The sequence below is a fragment of the Actinospineispora spinosispora DSM 44797 genome (assembly GCF_000429025.1).
Classification (GTDB): Bacteria; Actinomycetota; Actinomycetes; order Mycobacteriales; family Pseudonocardiaceae; genus Pseudonocardia; species Pseudonocardia spinosispora.
Genome location: NZ_AUBB01000027.1, coordinates 1 through 15,586 on the forward strand (window position 1 = coordinate 1; position 15,586 = coordinate 15,586).

The window sequence follows — 15,586 nt, forward strand, 5'->3', positions numbered from 1 at the left end:
GAAGCGCACTGGCTGATCAGCCACCTCGACCAAGACGGACCCGAACCCGGCGAAGACGGATGCGACGAGCTGCTCAACGAACTGTGGCTCACCCCGAACCCCGACGGCGGCGGCTGGATCAAAGGCACCCTCGACGCCGGATCCTTCGAAGAAATCAAACGCGCCGTCCTGGCCACACTCCTGCCAGAAGAAGATGAACGCAAGACCCTGCCCGAACGGCAAGCCGACGCACTCGCCGAAATCTGCTCCCACTCCCTCGACGAAGGCCGGCTACCCGCCGAAGGCGGAGTACGCCCACACGTCACCGTCATCATGACCGAACACGACCTACAGCAGAAAGCACGCGGCGCGCAGCTGGAGTTCGGCGGCAAAGCACCCGCCTCCTACCTACGCGCGATGTTGTGCGACTGCGGGATCACCCCTGTTGTGCTCGGCGGCAAAAGCCTCCCCATCGACGTCGGGTACGAGTCACGCACCGCACCCACCGGGCTCCGCAAAGCACTCTCCGTGCGAGACCGGGGCTGCGCCCACCCCGGATGCACACGGCCACCGCACTGGTGCCAGGTCCACCACGTCATCGAATGGAGCGCCGGCGGCCGGACCGACCTCGACAACTGCATGCTGCTGTGCAAACAACACCACCGCATGATCCACACCAGCGGATGGACCGTCACCATCCGAGACGGATCGCCCGAATTCATCCCACCCAAATGGCTCGACCCCACCCAAACGGCACGGCGAAGACCCACGCCACCGATGTCACTTTCAGACGCCTCCGACTAGCGAGGTTGCACCCGTTCGTACAGACCCCTGGGCGCCCGCGCAACCAATAAATAGAGCTACATCGTCGACGAGACAAATTGTGTTACATGGAGAAGCTCCCGTTTTAAAGCTTTGGCATCCAGAACCTCGGAACCTAACCTGCAAAAGCACGAACATTCTGAGATGAGGGGATGCATCATGAAACGAGGCCGCAATCTAGGACTCGCGGTACTGCTCACCAGTGGGCTCGCCGGTGCGATGGTAGCGACTGCGCCGGTCGCCTTCGCGGCGTCCGCACCTGCCGCACATACTAGCTCTGACCTGCAGCAATCAGCATTTCGCGCCGAGCCGCCGCGTGGCGACTACGCACGGGGTTACGACGACGGCCGCCAGCAGGGCGTCAAGGACGGCACCCACGACGCGAATGTCGACTGCCAGAAACAGAAGCGAGCCTCAGCTCGCGGCGCGGGTGAATACCAGCGCGGCTGGGAAGCGGGATACAACGCCGGATACGAGTTCGGGTACAACAAGACGTACAACGAGAAGTGCAAATCGGGCAAGAGCCACAAGTAATTGTCCGATGGTCGTACCGTCAATCTGACTAAAGTTGCACTCGACAGTACAAACGCCGGGCTCCCATCGTGGGGCCCGGCGTTCGTGCGGGTGAAGTCTCAGTGCCCGAGCTCACCCCGCACGGCCCGTTCGATCAGGATCGGTAAGAACGAGCGCACCGGCGCATCCGTGAACCGCTGGTACATGCGCGCGAAGGTCTCGCGCACGCGCTCCTCGGTGATCTCCCGCCTACCGGCGAGCTGCGCAATCAGACGCCCCTCGGTGTCGGCGAGCTGTTGGGCGAGCTGCCGCTCTTCCGGCGTCTCGCGGACGGGCGTCCGTTGGGCATGCGTCATCGGGAAACCTCCTGCGTGGATGAAGAGGCGACGGTGCGAGCAGTGCAGTCGTCAGCACTTACGAGCGTAGATGAAGTTGAGTGCTCAAGTAGGGCTGATGTTGTGCTTCACCTGAGAGGCCCAACCGGACAACCGCCGTCGACCGATCAGGGAGCGGTCTAAGGTCGTCGACGTCACCTTGCCGGCACTCCGGGAGACTCCGATGGGCTCGTTCGACGTGCTGCTCGACGCCGAGCGCACCCAGCTCGACGCGTTCGTCGAGGAGTATCGGAGTGCCTTCGACATGACGCTCGACGGCCTCACCGACGAGCAGGTGCGCCGCCGCCTCGTCCCGTCGGCGACGACCCTGCTCGGACTGCTCAAGCACGTGACGTGGATGCAGCGGGTGTGGTTCGAGGAGTGCGTCGGCGGCACGTCCCGCATGGAGCTCGGACTGGTGCAGAGCCCGGGTGAGTCGTTCCGGCTCACCGATGACGACACCGTCGCCTCCGTCACGGCGGCCCACCGGGAGGCCTGCGCGACGGCCAGGGCAGCGGTCGGCGACCTATCGCTGGACGCCGTCGTGACCGGTCATCGGACCGGGCCGCGCACGGTGCGCTGGGTGTACCTGCAGGTCCTGCGCGAGCTGGCCCAGCACTGCGGGCACGCCGACATCCTGCGCGAGCAGTTGCTCGCCGGCTGAGCCCTCCCGGGCCCGGTCACGGTCGCCATAGGAAACCCCTATAGGGCCCGCTCATATTTCGTCTTTGCGTACCGCTCTTTTCCGAACGTACGGTGAAAAAGTCGACGAGGCACTCACCACGAGTCGCCGAGGATTCGTCGACTCTTTTCGTCGAAAGGGCCGGTGGCATGACCACGTTCGAAAACAAGTCAGAACTCAAGGGAAAGCGGGCACTGGTCACGGGTGGTTCTCGCGGAATCGGAGCGGCCGTCGTACGCGGACTCCTGGACGCCGGTGCCGAGGTTCTCACCACCGCCAGGTCGACGACGACCGCGGCACCCGAAGGCGCCGCCTTCGTGACGGCCGACGTGCGGACGCCCGCCGGGGTGGAGGCGCTCGCCTCGGCGGCGCGGGAAGTGCTCGGCGAGGTGGACATCCTGGTCCACAACGTGGGCGGGGCGGAGCCCTACAAGGACGCATTGGCGATCCCTGACGAGGGGTGGCGGGACGCGCTCGACCTGAACTATCTCGCGTCGGTGCGGCTGGACTCCCTGCTGGCACCGGGGATGCGGGAGCGACGTTCGGGGGCGATCGTGCACGTGTCGTCGGCCGCGGTGCTCACTCCGATCGGACCGTTCCTGCACTACGTGGCGGCGAAGGCGGCACTCGAGTACTACAGCCGGGGGCTCGCCCTGGAGCTTGCGCCGCATGGGGTCCGGGTCAACGCCGTGTCTCCCGGCAGGACCGCCACCCCGGGCGGTGAGGCGACGAGAGAGCTGTGGGCGCGCCTCGACGCGGCGCCGGGCCATGGCGACGTCACGGCGCCGCCGTTGGGGCGCGAGGGCCGGCCCGAGGACATCGCCGAGGCTGTGCTGTTCCTCGTGTCCGAGCGGGCGAGCTGGTTGACCGGACGGAATCTCATCGTGGACGGCGGCGAATACCCGATGGGTTGATACCGGCTGTTCCCTCATTATGAAAGGCCGCACGACAATGGAACTACAGGGAAAAATCGCACTGGTCACCGGCGGCACTTCCGGAATCGGATTGGCGACCGCTCGATTGTTGGCCCGCGCCGGTGCCGAGGTCGTCATCACCGGCCGCGACGTCCGGCGTGGCGAGAACGCGGTGCACTCCTTACGGGAGGACGGCGTTGTCCGATTCGTTCCGGCTGACCTCGCCGACCTGGACTCGGTCACCGAACTGGCCCGCCGGAGCGGCCCGGTCGACATCCTCGTGAACAACGCGGGCGCCTATCCGACCTCGCCCACCGTCGACCAGAGCGTGGCCGACTACGAACGGACCTTCGACACCAATGTGCGCGGTGCCTACTTCCTGGTCGTCGCGCTCGCGCCGCACATGCTGGAGAGGGGCGGGGGCAGCATCGTCAACGTCACGACACTCGCGGCGGTCAAGGGCTTCCCCGGCGCTTCGGTCTACGGCGCGTCCAAGGCCGCGTTGGACTCGCTGACCCGGACCTGGGCGGCGGAGTTCGCCGATCGCGGGGTACGGGTCAACAGCGTCTCGCCCGGCCCGACCCGCACCGAAGGCGTACTGACCGAGTGGGGCGAGGGCATCGAGGACGTGGCGAAGGGTCTGGGGATCCAGCGGACGGCCGAGCCGTCCGAGATCGCCGAGGCGATCGTCTTCCTCGCGTCTCCTCGCGCCGGCTACATCACCGGCACCACTCTGCACGTCGACGCGGGTGGCACCGTCTTCTGACCCTCAGGAGGCCGGTGAGACAGCGGCCTCGGTCCACGCCTCCTGGCGCAGGAGCTCGAGCAGAGCGGTCTCCGCCGGGCCGGCTCCGTGGCGCAGCACGGCGATGACGGGCTGGGGGACGACGGGGCACACCGGTCGGACGAGGTGCTCGTAGCCCTCGGGCACCGCCGAGGCCGGAACCAGCGTCACCCCCAGCCCCTGGGCGGCCCACCGCACGGCGGTCGCGGTCTGGGACACGCGAGCGGCCGTGGTCGGGGCCAGGTCGTTGTCCCGCAGCACGGCCAGCAGCACGCCGTCGAGCGCGCTGTCCCGGTCGAACCGCACCCACGGCTCGCCCGCCAGCTCCCGCAGCTCGACCCGGCCCGAGGCGAGCAGCCGGTGCCCGGCGCCCAGCACCACGACGAACTCCTCGTCGCCGAGATGGTGGGCGTCGGCGGGGGTCCGCTCGCATGCCGCCATCAGCGCGAGATCGAGCACGCCCCGGTGGCACAGCCGTTCCAGCTCAGCGGAGCTCGGTTCCTCGAAGACGGTGACCTCCAGCCGGGGGAAGCGACGACGCAGTGCACCCAGCGCACCCGGCATCTGTCGCGTGCCGAAGCCCATCTGCGCCGCGACGACCAGCTCACCCACCAGCTCATCGGCACCGGCCCGCGCCGTCGCCCTCGCCCGCCGCGACGCACTCACCGCGACCTCGGCCTCACGCAGGAACGCACGACCGACCGCGGTGGGCACGAGCCCGCTCGGCGTCCGGTCGAACAGCTGCACCCCGAGCTCCCGCTCCAGGCCGCGAATCTGCTGCGACACCGACGGCTGAGCGACGCGCAACATCTCGGCCGCCGCCGTCACCGAACCCTTCTCGGCGATTGCCAGGGCGTACTCGTACTGACGAAGGCTCATCGACTCCCGCCCCTCCCGCTGCACTCGGCGCACTGCCCAGTGTCGCACCGCGGGGGCCGCGCGTGCGTTCCACGCAACAGAGCCCCGGTCGCCATGTTCGGCTACCGGGGCTCTGACCTGCGGTGGCGGTGGGATTTGAACCCACGGAGGCGTTAACCTCACACGCTTTCGAGGCGTGCTCCTTCGGCCGCTCGGACACGCCACCGCCGAGAACAATACCTCAGTGACCGCGGCCACCGATCACGCCCCGGCTACAGGTGCGGCTGGCCGGTGGAGGCGCTGGTCCCGCCGTCGACGGGCAGGATCGCGCCGGTCACGTAGGCGGCCGCCGAGCTGGCCAGGAACAGGACGGCGGGGGCGATGTCGGCGGGCTGGGCGACGCGGCCGAGTGCGATCCGGTTGACGAACTGCGCGTGCAGCCCGTCGTCCTCGGCGACGGCGCGGGTGATGTCGGTGACGGTGAACGCGGGGGCGACCGCGTTGAGGCGCACGCCGCGCGGGCCCCAGTCCAGGGCGAGTGAGCGGACGAAGTTGGAGACCGCCGCCTTCGTGGCGTTGTAGCCGGCCTGACCCCAGTCGCCGCGCGAACCGGACACGCTGGACACCGCGACGAGGTTGCCGCCGGACTCCGCCAGCCGGGGCAGGGCGGCCTTGGCCAGGTGGAAGAAGCCGTCGACGTTGGCCGAACGCAGCGACTCCCAGTCGGCGTCGTCCAGCTCGGTCAGCGGGCCGTTCGCGTAGCCGGCGGCATTGCTGACCACCACGTCCAGCTTGCCGAACGGGGTGATGACCTGGTCGATCAGGTCACGGACCTGCTGGCCGTCGCCGACGTCCGCCGCGACCGCCTCGGCCCGCGCCGGGTCGGCGTCCTTCAACGCCTCGTCGAGCTTGTCCTTGCGGCGCCCGGTGATGACCACGTTCGCACCGGCGGCGAGGAACGCCTGGGTGATCGCCAGTCCGATCCCGCTGCCGCCGCCGGTGATCAGCACGGTCGAGCCGGTGAAGTCGTAGGTTGTCGTGCCCTGTGTCATACCTGCTTGGACGCCACAGGGCACGGGATCATTCCTACTGGCCCTTGAGTTCGGGGAAGTCCTCCTCGCGGAACTCGCCCTCCCGCGAGCCGGTCTCCTCCTGGCCGCGCAGCTGCACGCGGCGGATCTTGCCGGAGATCGTCTTGGGCAGGTCGGCGAACTCCAGCCGGCGGATGCGCTTGTAGGGCGCCAGGTGCTCGCGGGCGTACTTGAGAATGGACAGTGCGGTCTCGCGGTCCGGAGTATGACCGGAGGTCAGCACGACATACGCCTTCGGGACGGCCAGCCGGATCTCGTCCGGCGCGGGGACCACGGCGGCCTCCGCGACGGCGTCGTGCTCGATCAGCACGCTCTCCAGCTCGAACGGTGAGATGCGGTAGTCCGACGCCTTGAACACGTCGTCCGCGCGGCCCACGTAGGTGATGTACCCGTCCTCGTCGCGGGAGGCCACGTCGCCGGTGTGGTAGAAACCGCCGGCCATCGCCTCGGCGTTGCGTTCGGCGTCGTCGCGGTAGCCGACCATCAGGCCGAGCGGGCGCTGCGCCAGGTCGAGGCAGATCTCGCCCTCCTCGGCGCGCTCACCGGACGCGACGTCGACCAGTGCCACCGCGAACCCGGGGATCGGGCGGCCCATCGAGCCGGGCTTGAGCAGCTGGCCGGGCGAGTTGCCGATCTGCACGGTCGTCTCGGTCTGGCCGAACCCGTCCCGGATGCGCACGCCCCAGGCCTTCTCGACGCGTTCGATGACCTCGGGGTTCAGCGGTTCGCCGGCGCCGACGACCTTCGCCGGTGGGTTCTTCAGCGCGGTCAGGTCGGCCTGGATCAGCATCCGCCACACGGTCGGCGGTGCGCAGAACGAGTCGACGCCACAGCGGCCGATGACCTCCAGCATGGTGGCCGCGTCGAACCGGGCGTAGTTGTAGATCAGCACGGTCGCGCCCGCGTTCCACGGTGCGTACACGTTCGACCAGGCGTGCTTGGCCCAGCCGGGCGAGGAGATGTTCAGGTGCACGTCGCCGGGTTCGAGGCCGATCCAGTACATGGTCGACAGGTGCCCGACCGGGTAGGAGGCCTGGGTGTGCTCGACGAGCTTCGGCTTCGCCGTCGTGCCGGAGGTGAAGTACAGCAGGAGGGTGTCGGAGGCCAAGGTCGCGCCGTCGGGGGTGAACTCTTCAGACTCGCCGGTGGAGGTCGCGTACTCGATCCAGCCCTCGACCTCGTCGCCGACCGCGATGCGGGTGTAGTCACCGGCGACCGCGTCCCACTTGCCGGTCTCCGCCGACGCGACGACGACGTGTTTGGCCTGGCCCCGGTCGATCCGGTCGCGCAGGTCGGACTCGGCGAGCAGTGTGGTCGCCGGGATGACCACGGCGCCGAGCTTCATCGCGGCGAGGATCATCTCCCACAGCTCGACCTGGTTGCCGAGCATCAGCACGATCCGGTCGCCCCTGCCGACGCCCTGAGCACGCAGCCAGTTGGCGACCTGCGCAGAGCGCGCGGACATCTCGGCGAACGTCCACTTCCGCTCCGAACCGTCCTGCTCGACGATCCACAACGCCGGACGGTCGGCGCTGTCCGGGGCGCTGCCCAGGTGATCGAACCAGTCGAGCGCCCAGTTGAACTCGTCCAGCTCCGGCCACCGGAAGCCCGCGTACGCGGTGTCGTAGTCCTCCCGGTTGTCCAGCAGGAACTGCCGCGCGGTCCGGAACTCGGTCAACCCAGTCTTGTCTGAGAGCACCTCAGGAACCCTAACTTTCAGCCGAAGATGGCGAAACACTTGTTCGAGTTGAATACGTCGGTCGTCACGAAGTTCGACCAGGTCAGTGGCATGCCCAGCTCCTGCATGGCGCCGGCGAGGCAGAACCAGTTGAGCATCTCGTGCTGACCGGCGTCGACGACCTGTGTGCCGGTCGTGGACGTCCAGGTGTCCCAGTCACCGGCCTCGAACGCACGGTAGAGCCGCAGGTCGGCCTCGGTGTCCGGGCGCAGGTGCCAGTCCTTGTCGTTGAGGAACGCGTGCGACCAGCTGGAGCTGGCCACCAGCGCGACCTTCTGGCCGGTGCTCGCGAACGCCCTGGCGACCGCCGCGCCCAGCTGGAAGCACCGTTTCGGTGACGGGCCGACCGGGTCGAGGCGTTCGTCGGAGATGTCCGCGAAGCGCGCCAGACCTCCTCTTCGGGCGATCGCGTGCTGGCCGTAGCAGTTCACCGTGATCGGCAGAATCTTGTACGGGAATTCGCGGCCGGCGTTGTCGTAGTCCAGGAACAGCTGTGTGTTGGCGATCGCGTGCGGGAAGTGCCCCGCCTCGCGCTTCTGATAGCTGTACGCGACGTCGAAACCGTCTTCCAGGAGGTCGTTCGCCAGCCGTCGCGCGCCGTCGGCGTCGCCGTGCAGGGTGAACGTGGTGTCCTCCGGCAGACCCCACGCGTTGGGCGCGCCCCGGTTGTACATCAGGGTGAACGGGTCGACCTCGGTCTCGCCGTAGGCGAGCACACAGAACGGCGGGACGACCTCCTCGCGGAAGTTCTCGTACTGGTCGTCGCCCCAGACCAGCACGACGTCCGGGTTGAACGCGTCCAGCGCGTGGCGACAGTTCGCCAGTCCTTCGAGCAGCTCTTTGCGGTGCCCGGCGGCCGCCACGGTGCCGCCGTCGTCCGCCCATTCGCAGCGCATCAGCTCGGGCCAGTTCGCCGGGTCCTTGTCGGCTTCCGGGATGTCCGGATCGGTGAGCGTCCACCGCAGCAGGTCGGCCATGTGCTCGTCGGTCACCGCGAGCAGCGGGTAGTGGGTGATGCCGAGCCCGAGGAACTGGTTCATCGTCGAACCTCCAACAGTGCGCGTGCGTTGTCCCGGCCGATCGCGGCCCTGAGCAGGTCGGAGAGCCCCGACTCCGACTGACCCGCTTCCGGCTGGGCCAGCACGGCCGCGGTGGGGTCTTCCTTCGCTGCGAACGGATAGTCCGTGCCCAGGTAGACATGGTCCTCGCCGAAGCGGGTCACCGCCAGCAGAAGGCTGGACACGTCGTAGGTGAGCGAGTCGCTGCACAGCCGACGGGCGAGCGCGCTGGGCAGCTGCTCGGGTGGGGTGTCCGCGTTCTTGATCAGCTCGCCCTTGTCGAGTCTGGGCAGCAGCCAGGGCAGCGTGCCGCCGCCGTGCGCGAGGCACATCCGCAGCTGCGGCCGCCTGCGCTGCAGCGCACCGCTGACCAGCAGCCCGGCCGCCGCGATGCCGGTCTCGGAGGGCATGCCGGCGCCGAACGGGATCTTCAGCCTGGCCAGTCTCGGGTCCAGCGTCACGTCCGCCGGGTGCACGAAGACCAGGGCGCCCAGCTCGGCGGCCTCGTCGAAGAACGGGTCCAGCACCGGGTCGCCCAGCTCGGTGTCGCCGATCCTGGTGCCGATCTCCACCCCGAGGAAACCCAGCTCCAGCATGCATCGACGCAGCTGCTCAATCGCCAGGCCGGTGTCCTGCATCGGGACCGCGCCGAGCGCCCGGAAGCGGTCCGGCGCGGTGGCGGTGAGCTCGGCGAGGAAGTCGTTCTGGGCGGCGGCGAGCACCGCCGCGGCGTCGGCCGGTGCGTCGTGGCAGAACGTGATCGGGGTCGGTGACACGACCTGGACGGCGACCCCGTCCGCATCCATGTCGGCGATCCGCCGAGGCGCTGACCAGCAACGATCGTCGATGTCCCGGTACGGGGCGCCGCCGAGCAGGATGCGCGCGGAGGTCTCGTCGAGCTGTTCGACGGACGGCCACCGGTAGTCGGGAGAGCTGTCGGTCAGGTCCGGCAGGCCGGGCCAGATCGCGTGCGTGTGCAGATCGATCAGCCCGTCGCGGTCGGACATGGACTACCTCCTGGCGTCGTTGCCGGAATCCTAGTACCAAGATTCAAGACTATGTGCCGTAAGATCGGTGTGGTGACCAGTACCGAGCCCGCCGCCGAGCCGGCACCGCGTGCGTCTCGCGCCCAGCAGGTCGCCGCCGAGCTAGAGGCTCAGATTCTGGCTGATCGCGCGTCAACCGGCGACCGGGTCGGCCTGCGTACCGAGCTCATCGCCCGGTTCGCGGTGAGCCCCTCGGTGATGAACGAGGCGTTGCGCATCCTGCGGGAACGCAATCTCGTCGAGGTCAAGCCCGGCCCGAACGGCGGCGTGTTCGTGGCGAACCCGCCCCCGCAGGTCCGGCTCGGCGCGATCGACGTCTGGTACCAGGGACTGACGGTCGATCCGGTGCAACTGTTCGAGGCGCGTCAGTACCTGGATGCGCTGTTCCCGACCGCCGCGATGCAACGCGCCAACCCCGACGACATCCGCGCGATGGAATGGGCGCTGGACGACATGCGCGCCGCGTCCGGCCGCGACGACGCGCGGGCGTTCCTCGACGCGAACATGCGGATGCACCTGGCGATCGCGCGCGCGTCCCGCATCGAGGTGCTGGTCGGGATGTACCAGACGATCGTCACGATGCTCACCGCCACGATCAGCCGCGCCCGGTTCATCGAGGGTTTGACCGGACCCCGGGCGCACAACCTCGAGGTGCATGCCAACCTGATCGCCGCGATCCGCGACCAGGACACCGTCCTGCTGGAGAAGACCCTGGCCCAGCACAACGAGGACATGGTCCGCGTCCGCTAAGACTTGACCTTGCTCGCGCGTGGGCAGCAGCCTGTACTTTCTCGTACAACATGTTCGCCCAGGTGTCGTTCTGGCCGCTGTCGCGTCTGGCACCTGTCCGGAAAGGGCACCACCGTGACCATCGAGGACGAGTTAGCCGGCCCGCTGACCTTGCGTTATGCCGCGCACACCGATCGGGGCCTGGTCCGGGAGCAGAACCTGGACGCCGCGTGGGCCGGGGACGGGCTGCTCGCGGTCGCCGACGGGTACGGACCGACGGACACGCCGTTGATCAGTGCGTCGGCGATCGAGGCGATGGTCGGGGCGAAGCCGTCGCCGGGTGAGCTGCTGGACAGCCTGCGCTCGGCCGCGCAGCGCGCGACCGACACGGTCCGCGAGCTGGCCGCCAGTGACGCCGCGCTGGCCAACTCGGGCACCACCCTCACCGCGCTCGCCTGGAACGACGCCGAACTGGCGCTGGTGCACGTGGGTGACTCGCGGGCCTATGTCATGCGCGACGGTCAGCTGCTGCAGCTCACCCATGACGACTCGCTCGTGCAGAGCCTCATCGACTCCGGTCAGCTGACCGAGGCCGAAGCGGAGTCGCACCCGCAGCGGGCGATCCTGATCCGCGCGTTGAGCGGCGGCGACGGCCCGCCGCCGACGATCCTGCCGCAGTACGCCCAGCCCGGCGACCGCTACCTGTTGTGCTCGGACGGGCTGCACAACGTGCTGTCCTCGCTCGACATCCGGGACACACTCGCCGAACAGCCGGAGCCGAGCGCGGCGGTCGCCGAACTGATCGAACTCGTACACAAGGCGGGCGCGCCCGACAACGTGGCCTGCGTGGTAGCCGACGTCCTGGACACCCCCACCCCCGAGTCAGCTGCCACCGAAGCCAGCAACAGCCAAGCCAGCCACGGCTAAGTTGGCTCCGCGAGTCTCCGAAGGAGTTCCGGCGAAGGCCGGCGTAGTGAATGTCCGCGACCAATGTCGCCGACTACCAGGGCGGCTCCCACGGTGAGCACAAGCGCGCGATGGGCGAGTCCTCGAGCCTTCTTTTCTGGGAGTACCCCAGCGAGCGCTCGCGCGAGCCGGGGTGGTCACAGAAAAGAGCCGCGCGGGTCAGGCCCAAGAAGACAGCGGGTCAGGCCTTTAGGGACGAGCGCACGTCCAGGTTGGCGAGGTCGGCTGCCGCTCTGCCGGCTACCCAGCCCGCTGAGCTGGAGACCGAGATCCTGCGGGTGACGATCTTCGGGAAGTACTCGGACATGCGCTCCTGGACGGCCACCTCGCGCGCGGCCAGCACCGGGAGCAGCGTGCTGTCACCGAGCGAGGCCACGACCTCCGACCGGGCGTGGTCGGACGCCTCGACCAGGCGCTCCCCGATCCGCTGCGCGTAGGAGACCAGGAACGACTGGCGGAACGACTTGGTCCGGGACCGTCCGCGCTGGTCGACCCTGGCACCGGTGGACAGCATCGCGCGGCCGGCCTGCACGAGCAGTGAGGTGGCGAGCATGTCGACGATCTCGGTGTCGGTGTCCTCGCCGACGACGGTGACGAACCCGAGCGACTGGTCGAACACGGCCTGGCAGCGGTTCGCGTTGGCCACCGCGTTGACCAGCATCGATTTGGGGCTCAGGTACGGGTTGTCCAGCCAGATGCGACGCCCACCGGTCTGGACGGCGGCGAGGCCTCGGCTGTCCTCCATCGCATCGATGACCGCGCGCTCCAGCGAGTACCGGCTCATCAGCTCCTGCGCCTTGGCGAAGAACGCGTCCGCCTCGTCCGGATAGTCGGTCGCCTCGGCCTTGGCCAGCAGCGCCCGGACCTTCGCCAGCATCTTCGGGTCCACGCCGTCGGCGGGTGGGCCCGACGGCGCCTTCGACGCGGCACCGGGACCGGTGTAGCTGCCCGGCGGCGGGATCAGCAGCGGCTGCTTCGGCAGCATGCGCAGCTGGGCGACCACCTGCAGCACCAGCTCGACCACGCCGGCCGAGGCCAGCCCGTGACGCTCGGCGTAGGCGCCCACGTACATCTCGTCCGGCCGCCACCACTGCATCGCGCCGAGCTGTGCCAGCTGGGCCTGCCAGCGCGGATGCCGGGTGGCGTCGGCGTGGCACACCGCCTCGGCGGCGATCGCGCCCACCGTGAACTCGGCGGCACGTTCGCCGATCTGGCGGCGGGTGATCTGCCAGACGTCGACCGGCTGCCATCCGTCCCGCCACAGCCCGGCCAGGCCGGTGATCAGCGTCATCCCCGAGGCCTGCGCGAACGGGGCATCCTCGACGACCTTCCCGACCAGCTCGTCGGCGACGAACGCCGCCGCCTCCGGCATGCCGTAGACCCTGCCCGAGGCCATCCAGATCGCGTCGGCCAGCGCCTCGGCGGTCACCCGGTCGCGGCGGCGGTAGCTGAAGCGGCTCATGGCGGTCAGTGTGCCGGGCGGGTACGACAGTTTCCGCGACGGCCCGCGAAGAAGTCCTCGAGCAGGCCGGCGCACTCGGACTCCAGCACCCCGCCGATCACCTCGGGCCGGTGGGTCATGCGCCGGTCGCGCAGCACGTCCCACAGCGAGCCAGCGGCGCCGGTCTTCGGTTCCCACGCGCCGAACACGACCCTGGCGACCCTGGCCAACGCGATCGCACCGGCGCACATCGTGCACGGCTCGACCGTGACGACCAGGGTCGAGCCCTCCAGACGCCAGCTGCCGAGCACGGCGGCGGCCGCGCGCAGGGCGAGGACCTCGGCGTGCGCCGTCGGGTCGGCGAGTGCCTCCCTGGCGTTGCAGGCGGCGGCCAGCTCGGTGCCGTCGGAGCCGAGAACGATGGCGCCGATCGGCACGTCGGCGGTGTCCGTCGCGGCGCGCGCCACCGTCAGCGCACGCCGCATGAGCGCCTGGTCAGCGGAGGTGACTCCGGTCAGCCGAGGACCTTGGCCATCGCGTCGGCGAAACCGCAGCGGCGGGCGATCGAGGTGAGCTGCTCGTCCGGGTAGAGCTCGAGCTCACCCGCGAGCACCTCCAGTTCGTCGGCGCCGAGACCGAAGTCCGCGACGATGCCCATGTCGCCCTCGGGCCACGGGTCGTCGTCGGCCGCGTCCTCCGGCGGCAGGTCGACCCGCAGCAGGTCGAGCACGTCGGCCGCCACGTCGTAGTCCAGCGCGGCGACCGCGTCGGACAGCATCAGCGACACCCCGCCGGGGATGGGCCTCAGCACGACGAAGAAGCAGTCGTCGACGGCGAGCAGCCCGAGCACCGCACCCGTGGAGCGCAGCTCCCGCAGCTCGGTGATCGCGGTGTCGAGGTCGGTCAACGCCTCCGGGTCCAGTTTGGTGCAGCGCCAGCGCCCTTCCTCCCGGATCGCGGCAAGCGCAAATCCGGGCAGCACCTCGTCCTGCGCCTGGGGGGCATCGCGGACAGTCTGGACGGCCATAACACCACGGTAAGCCCAGATAGGCGTGTGCTCCAAACCACATCGGAGTAAGTTGACCCATTGGTTCCGCAGTGTTCGACCAACGGCAGCCCAGCGACTCCGAACGGTGTTATTTCTGTGGCCTGACCACATATATCCGCTGGTGAGATCGCTTCGGTAAACACCGAAACAATCCGCTCCTAGGGTCGCCGGCATGGAGCTGACGACCCCTCCGCGCCAGCGGATACTCACTCTCGGCCTCGTCGCGATCTGCCTCGGCTACTTCCTGGTGATCCTCGACTCGACGATCGTGAACGTGGCGCTGCCCACACTTCGCCGAGATCTCGGCGCGGACCTGGCCGCGCTGCAGTGGGTCGTCGACGGGTATCTGCTCACGTTCGCCGCTGGACTGCTCGGCGGCGGAGCGCTCGGCGACCGCATCGGCGGGCGCCGGGTGTTCCAGCTCGGGCTCGCCGTCTTCGTCATCGCCTCGGCCGCGTGCGGTCTCGCGCCCGACGCCGCGACGCTCATCGCGGCCCGAACGGTCCAGGGCGTCGGCGCCGCGCTCGCCGTACCCACGTCGCTCGCCCTGCTACGGGCCGCCTACCCGGAGCGGACCGACCGGGCACGCGCGGTCGGGATCTGGGGCGGCGTCGCCGGGCTGGCCGCCGCGGCGGGTCCGGTCCTCGGCGGGCTGCTGGTGGACGTCCCGACGCTGGGCTGGCGGCTGGTGTTCTTCGTCAACGTTCCCCTCGGGCTGCTGGCGATGGTCCTGACCGCCCGGAGGGTGCCCGCGCCCGCCGGGAGCCCCGGTACCCGGATCGACCTGCCCGGCCAGTGCACCGGCGCACTCGCGCTGGCCGCGCTGACCTACACGCTGATCGAGGGCGACCACGGCGGGATCACCCGGGCGACCGCGGTGTCGGCCTCGGTGTTCCTCGCCGCGAGCACGGCGTTCGTTCTCCTGCAGCGCTTCCGCGCGGCACCGATGCTCGACCTGACGTTGTTCCGGTCCGCGACGTTCACCGGCGGGACGGCGGTCGGGCTGCTGATCAACCTCGGCTTCTACGGTGAGATGTTCGTGCTGAACCTCCACTTCCAGCAGACCCGCCACGAGTCGCCGCTGGTGGCCGGGCTCGCGCTGCTCCCACAGATGGGTGTGGTGGCCGTCGGCTCGGCGCTGTCCGGGCGGTTCACCGGCCGGGCGGGCGGCCCTCGGCCCACGATGATCATCGGCTTGCTCGTCGGCGCCGGTGGCCTCGCGGGGCTCGCCTGCTGCGTCGGGCTGCCCTACCCGATGCTCGTGCTGCCGCTGGTCGCCGCCGGCTTCGGCATGTCGTTCACCATGCCGGCGGCCACCAGCTCGGTCGTCGACGCGGCACCGGCGAACCGGGCGGGCGCGGCGGCAGGCGTGATCAACACGGCGCGCCAGATCGGCAGCGTCATCGGCATCGCGGTCCTCGGCGCGCTCGCCGACGGCGCGACCTCCGGACCCCGGACCGCACTGTTCGTCTCGGCCGCCGCGTTCCTGCTCGGCGCGGCGCTGGCCGTGCTCCGGTCCGCATAACCCACTCTGCCCACGGGC

17 protein-coding genes and 1 tRNA gene are annotated in these 15,586 nt (G+C 69.4%); 8 read left to right on the forward strand and 10 right to left on the reverse strand.

Translation table 11 applies throughout. The annotated features are described in order from the left end of the window. Together G406_RS46610 and G406_RS56780 are read left to right on the forward strand one after the other, a co-directional pair. The coding region (locus tag G406_RS46610) for an HNH endonuclease signature motif containing protein (protein ID WP_156934833.1) at positions 1-783 on the forward strand (783 nt) is incomplete at its 5' end. Positions 784-960: 177 nt separating this feature from the next. Continuing rightward, the gene (locus G406_RS56780) at positions 961-1,335 is read left to right on the forward strand and encodes a hypothetical protein (RefSeq protein WP_156934834.1); all 375 of its coding nucleotides are present in this window, start codon (positions 961-963) and stop codon (positions 1,333-1,335) included. 98 nt (positions 1,336-1,433) lie between these two features. Here the strand turns inward: G406_RS56780 and G406_RS46615 are convergent, their stop codons facing one another. Then, positions 1,434-1,670 (reverse strand): three-helix bundle dimerization domain-containing protein, encoded by a 237-nt coding sequence (locus G406_RS46615; protein ID WP_037076449.1) that lies wholly within the window; start codon positions 1,668-1,670, stop codon positions 1,434-1,436. A 202-nt stretch (positions 1,671-1,872) separates the two neighbouring features. Here G406_RS46615 and G406_RS0113150 point away from each other — a divergent pair, with 202 nt between their 5' ends. From G406_RS0113150 to G406_RS0113160, 3 genes are all read left to right on the forward strand, one after another. After that, positions 1,873-2,352, forward strand: a complete 480-nt coding sequence (locus tag G406_RS0113150) for a DinB family protein (protein ID WP_028934198.1) — start codon at positions 1,873-1,875, stop codon at positions 2,350-2,352. Positions 2,353-2,519: 167 nt separating this feature from the next. Continuing rightward, on the forward strand, positions 2,520-3,284 hold the full coding sequence (locus G406_RS0113155; protein WP_028934199.1) for an oxidoreductase: 765 nt from the start codon (positions 2,520-2,522) through the stop codon (positions 3,282-3,284). A gap of 37 nt (positions 3,285-3,321) precedes the next feature. Then, on the forward strand, positions 3,322-4,050 hold the full coding sequence (locus G406_RS0113160) for an SDR family NAD(P)-dependent oxidoreductase (RefSeq protein ID WP_028934200.1): 729 nt from the start codon (positions 3,322-3,324) through the stop codon (positions 4,048-4,050). Between the two features lie 3 nt (positions 4,051-4,053). On the opposite strand, the gene G406_RS0113165 is transcribed toward G406_RS0113160, so the two are convergent. The 6 genes from G406_RS0113165 to G406_RS0113190 all read right to left on the reverse strand — a co-directional run bounded on the left by G406_RS0113165 (position 4,054) and on the right by G406_RS0113190 (position 9,820). Beyond that, the gene (locus G406_RS0113165; protein WP_028934201.1) at positions 4,054-4,947 is read right to left on the reverse strand and encodes a LysR family transcriptional regulator; all 894 of its coding nucleotides are present in this window, start codon (positions 4,945-4,947) and stop codon (positions 4,054-4,056) included. 120 nt (positions 4,948-5,067) lie between these two features. Beyond that, positions 5,068-5,152: transfer RNA gene (locus G406_RS0113170), tRNA-Ser, on the reverse strand. A 46-nt stretch (positions 5,153-5,198) separates the two neighbouring features. After that, positions 5,199-5,978, reverse strand: coding sequence for a meso-2,3-butanediol dehydrogenase (gene budC, locus G406_RS0113175; RefSeq protein ID WP_028934202.1), 780 nt, complete (start codon positions 5,976-5,978; stop codon positions 5,199-5,201). A gap of 34 nt (positions 5,979-6,012) precedes the next feature. After that, entirely contained in the window at positions 6,013-7,716 is a 1,704-nt protein-coding gene (locus G406_RS0113180; protein ID WP_051342033.1) for an AMP-binding protein, read from the reverse strand. Between the two features lie 17 nt (positions 7,717-7,733). Next, positions 7,734-8,795: a DODA-type extradiol aromatic ring-opening family dioxygenase gene (locus G406_RS0113185; RefSeq protein WP_028934204.1), complete on the reverse strand. Its 1,062-nt coding sequence runs from the start codon at positions 8,793-8,795 to the stop codon at positions 7,734-7,736. Beyond that, positions 8,792-9,820 carry an amidohydrolase family protein gene (locus G406_RS0113190; protein ID WP_028934205.1) on the reverse strand — a complete coding sequence of 343 codons (1,029 nt, stop codon included), beginning with the start codon at positions 9,818-9,820 and terminating at the stop codon, positions 8,792-8,794. The genes G406_RS0113185 and G406_RS0113190 overlap by 4 nt, the downstream gene beginning before the upstream one ends. A gap of 72 nt (positions 9,821-9,892) precedes the next feature. Here G406_RS0113190 and G406_RS0113195 point away from each other — a divergent pair, with 72 nt between their 5' ends. Both G406_RS0113195 and G406_RS46620 read left to right on the forward strand, forming a co-directional pair. Continuing rightward, on the forward strand, positions 9,893-10,609 hold the full coding sequence (locus G406_RS0113195) for a FadR/GntR family transcriptional regulator (RefSeq protein WP_037076481.1): 717 nt from the start codon (positions 9,893-9,895) through the stop codon (positions 10,607-10,609). A 114-nt stretch (positions 10,610-10,723) separates the two neighbouring features. Further along, positions 10,724-11,515, forward strand: a complete 792-nt coding sequence (locus G406_RS46620; protein ID WP_051342035.1) for a PP2C family protein-serine/threonine phosphatase — start codon at positions 10,724-10,726, stop codon at positions 11,513-11,515. A 220-nt stretch (positions 11,516-11,735) separates the two neighbouring features. Here G406_RS46620 and G406_RS46625 read toward each other — a convergent pair whose 3' ends face one another. Genes G406_RS46625 through G406_RS0113215 form a run of 3 tightly spaced genes read right to left on the reverse strand, consistent with a single transcriptional unit; the run spans position 11,736 to position 14,022 of the window. Continuing rightward, on the reverse strand, positions 11,736-13,016 hold the full coding sequence (locus G406_RS46625; protein ID WP_051342036.1) for a DUF2786 domain-containing protein: 1,281 nt from the start codon (positions 13,014-13,016) through the stop codon (positions 11,736-11,738). 5 nt (positions 13,017-13,021) lie between these two features. Further along, positions 13,022-13,513, reverse strand: coding sequence for a tRNA adenosine(34) deaminase TadA (gene tadA / locus G406_RS0113210; protein ID WP_028934207.1), 492 nt, complete (start codon positions 13,511-13,513; stop codon positions 13,022-13,024). Continuing rightward, positions 13,510-14,022, reverse strand: a complete 513-nt coding sequence (locus G406_RS0113215) for a tRNA adenosine deaminase-associated protein (RefSeq protein ID WP_028934208.1) — start codon at positions 14,020-14,022, stop codon at positions 13,510-13,512. Before G406_RS0113215 ends, tadA begins: the two co-directional genes overlap by 4 nt. A gap of 193 nt (positions 14,023-14,215) precedes the next feature. Here G406_RS0113215 and G406_RS0113220 point away from each other — a divergent pair, with 193 nt between their 5' ends. Further along, on the forward strand, positions 14,216-15,568 hold the full coding sequence (locus G406_RS0113220) for an MFS transporter (protein WP_051342037.1): 1,353 nt from the start codon (positions 14,216-14,218) through the stop codon (positions 15,566-15,568). Positions 15,569-15,586: the final 18 nt, after the last annotated feature.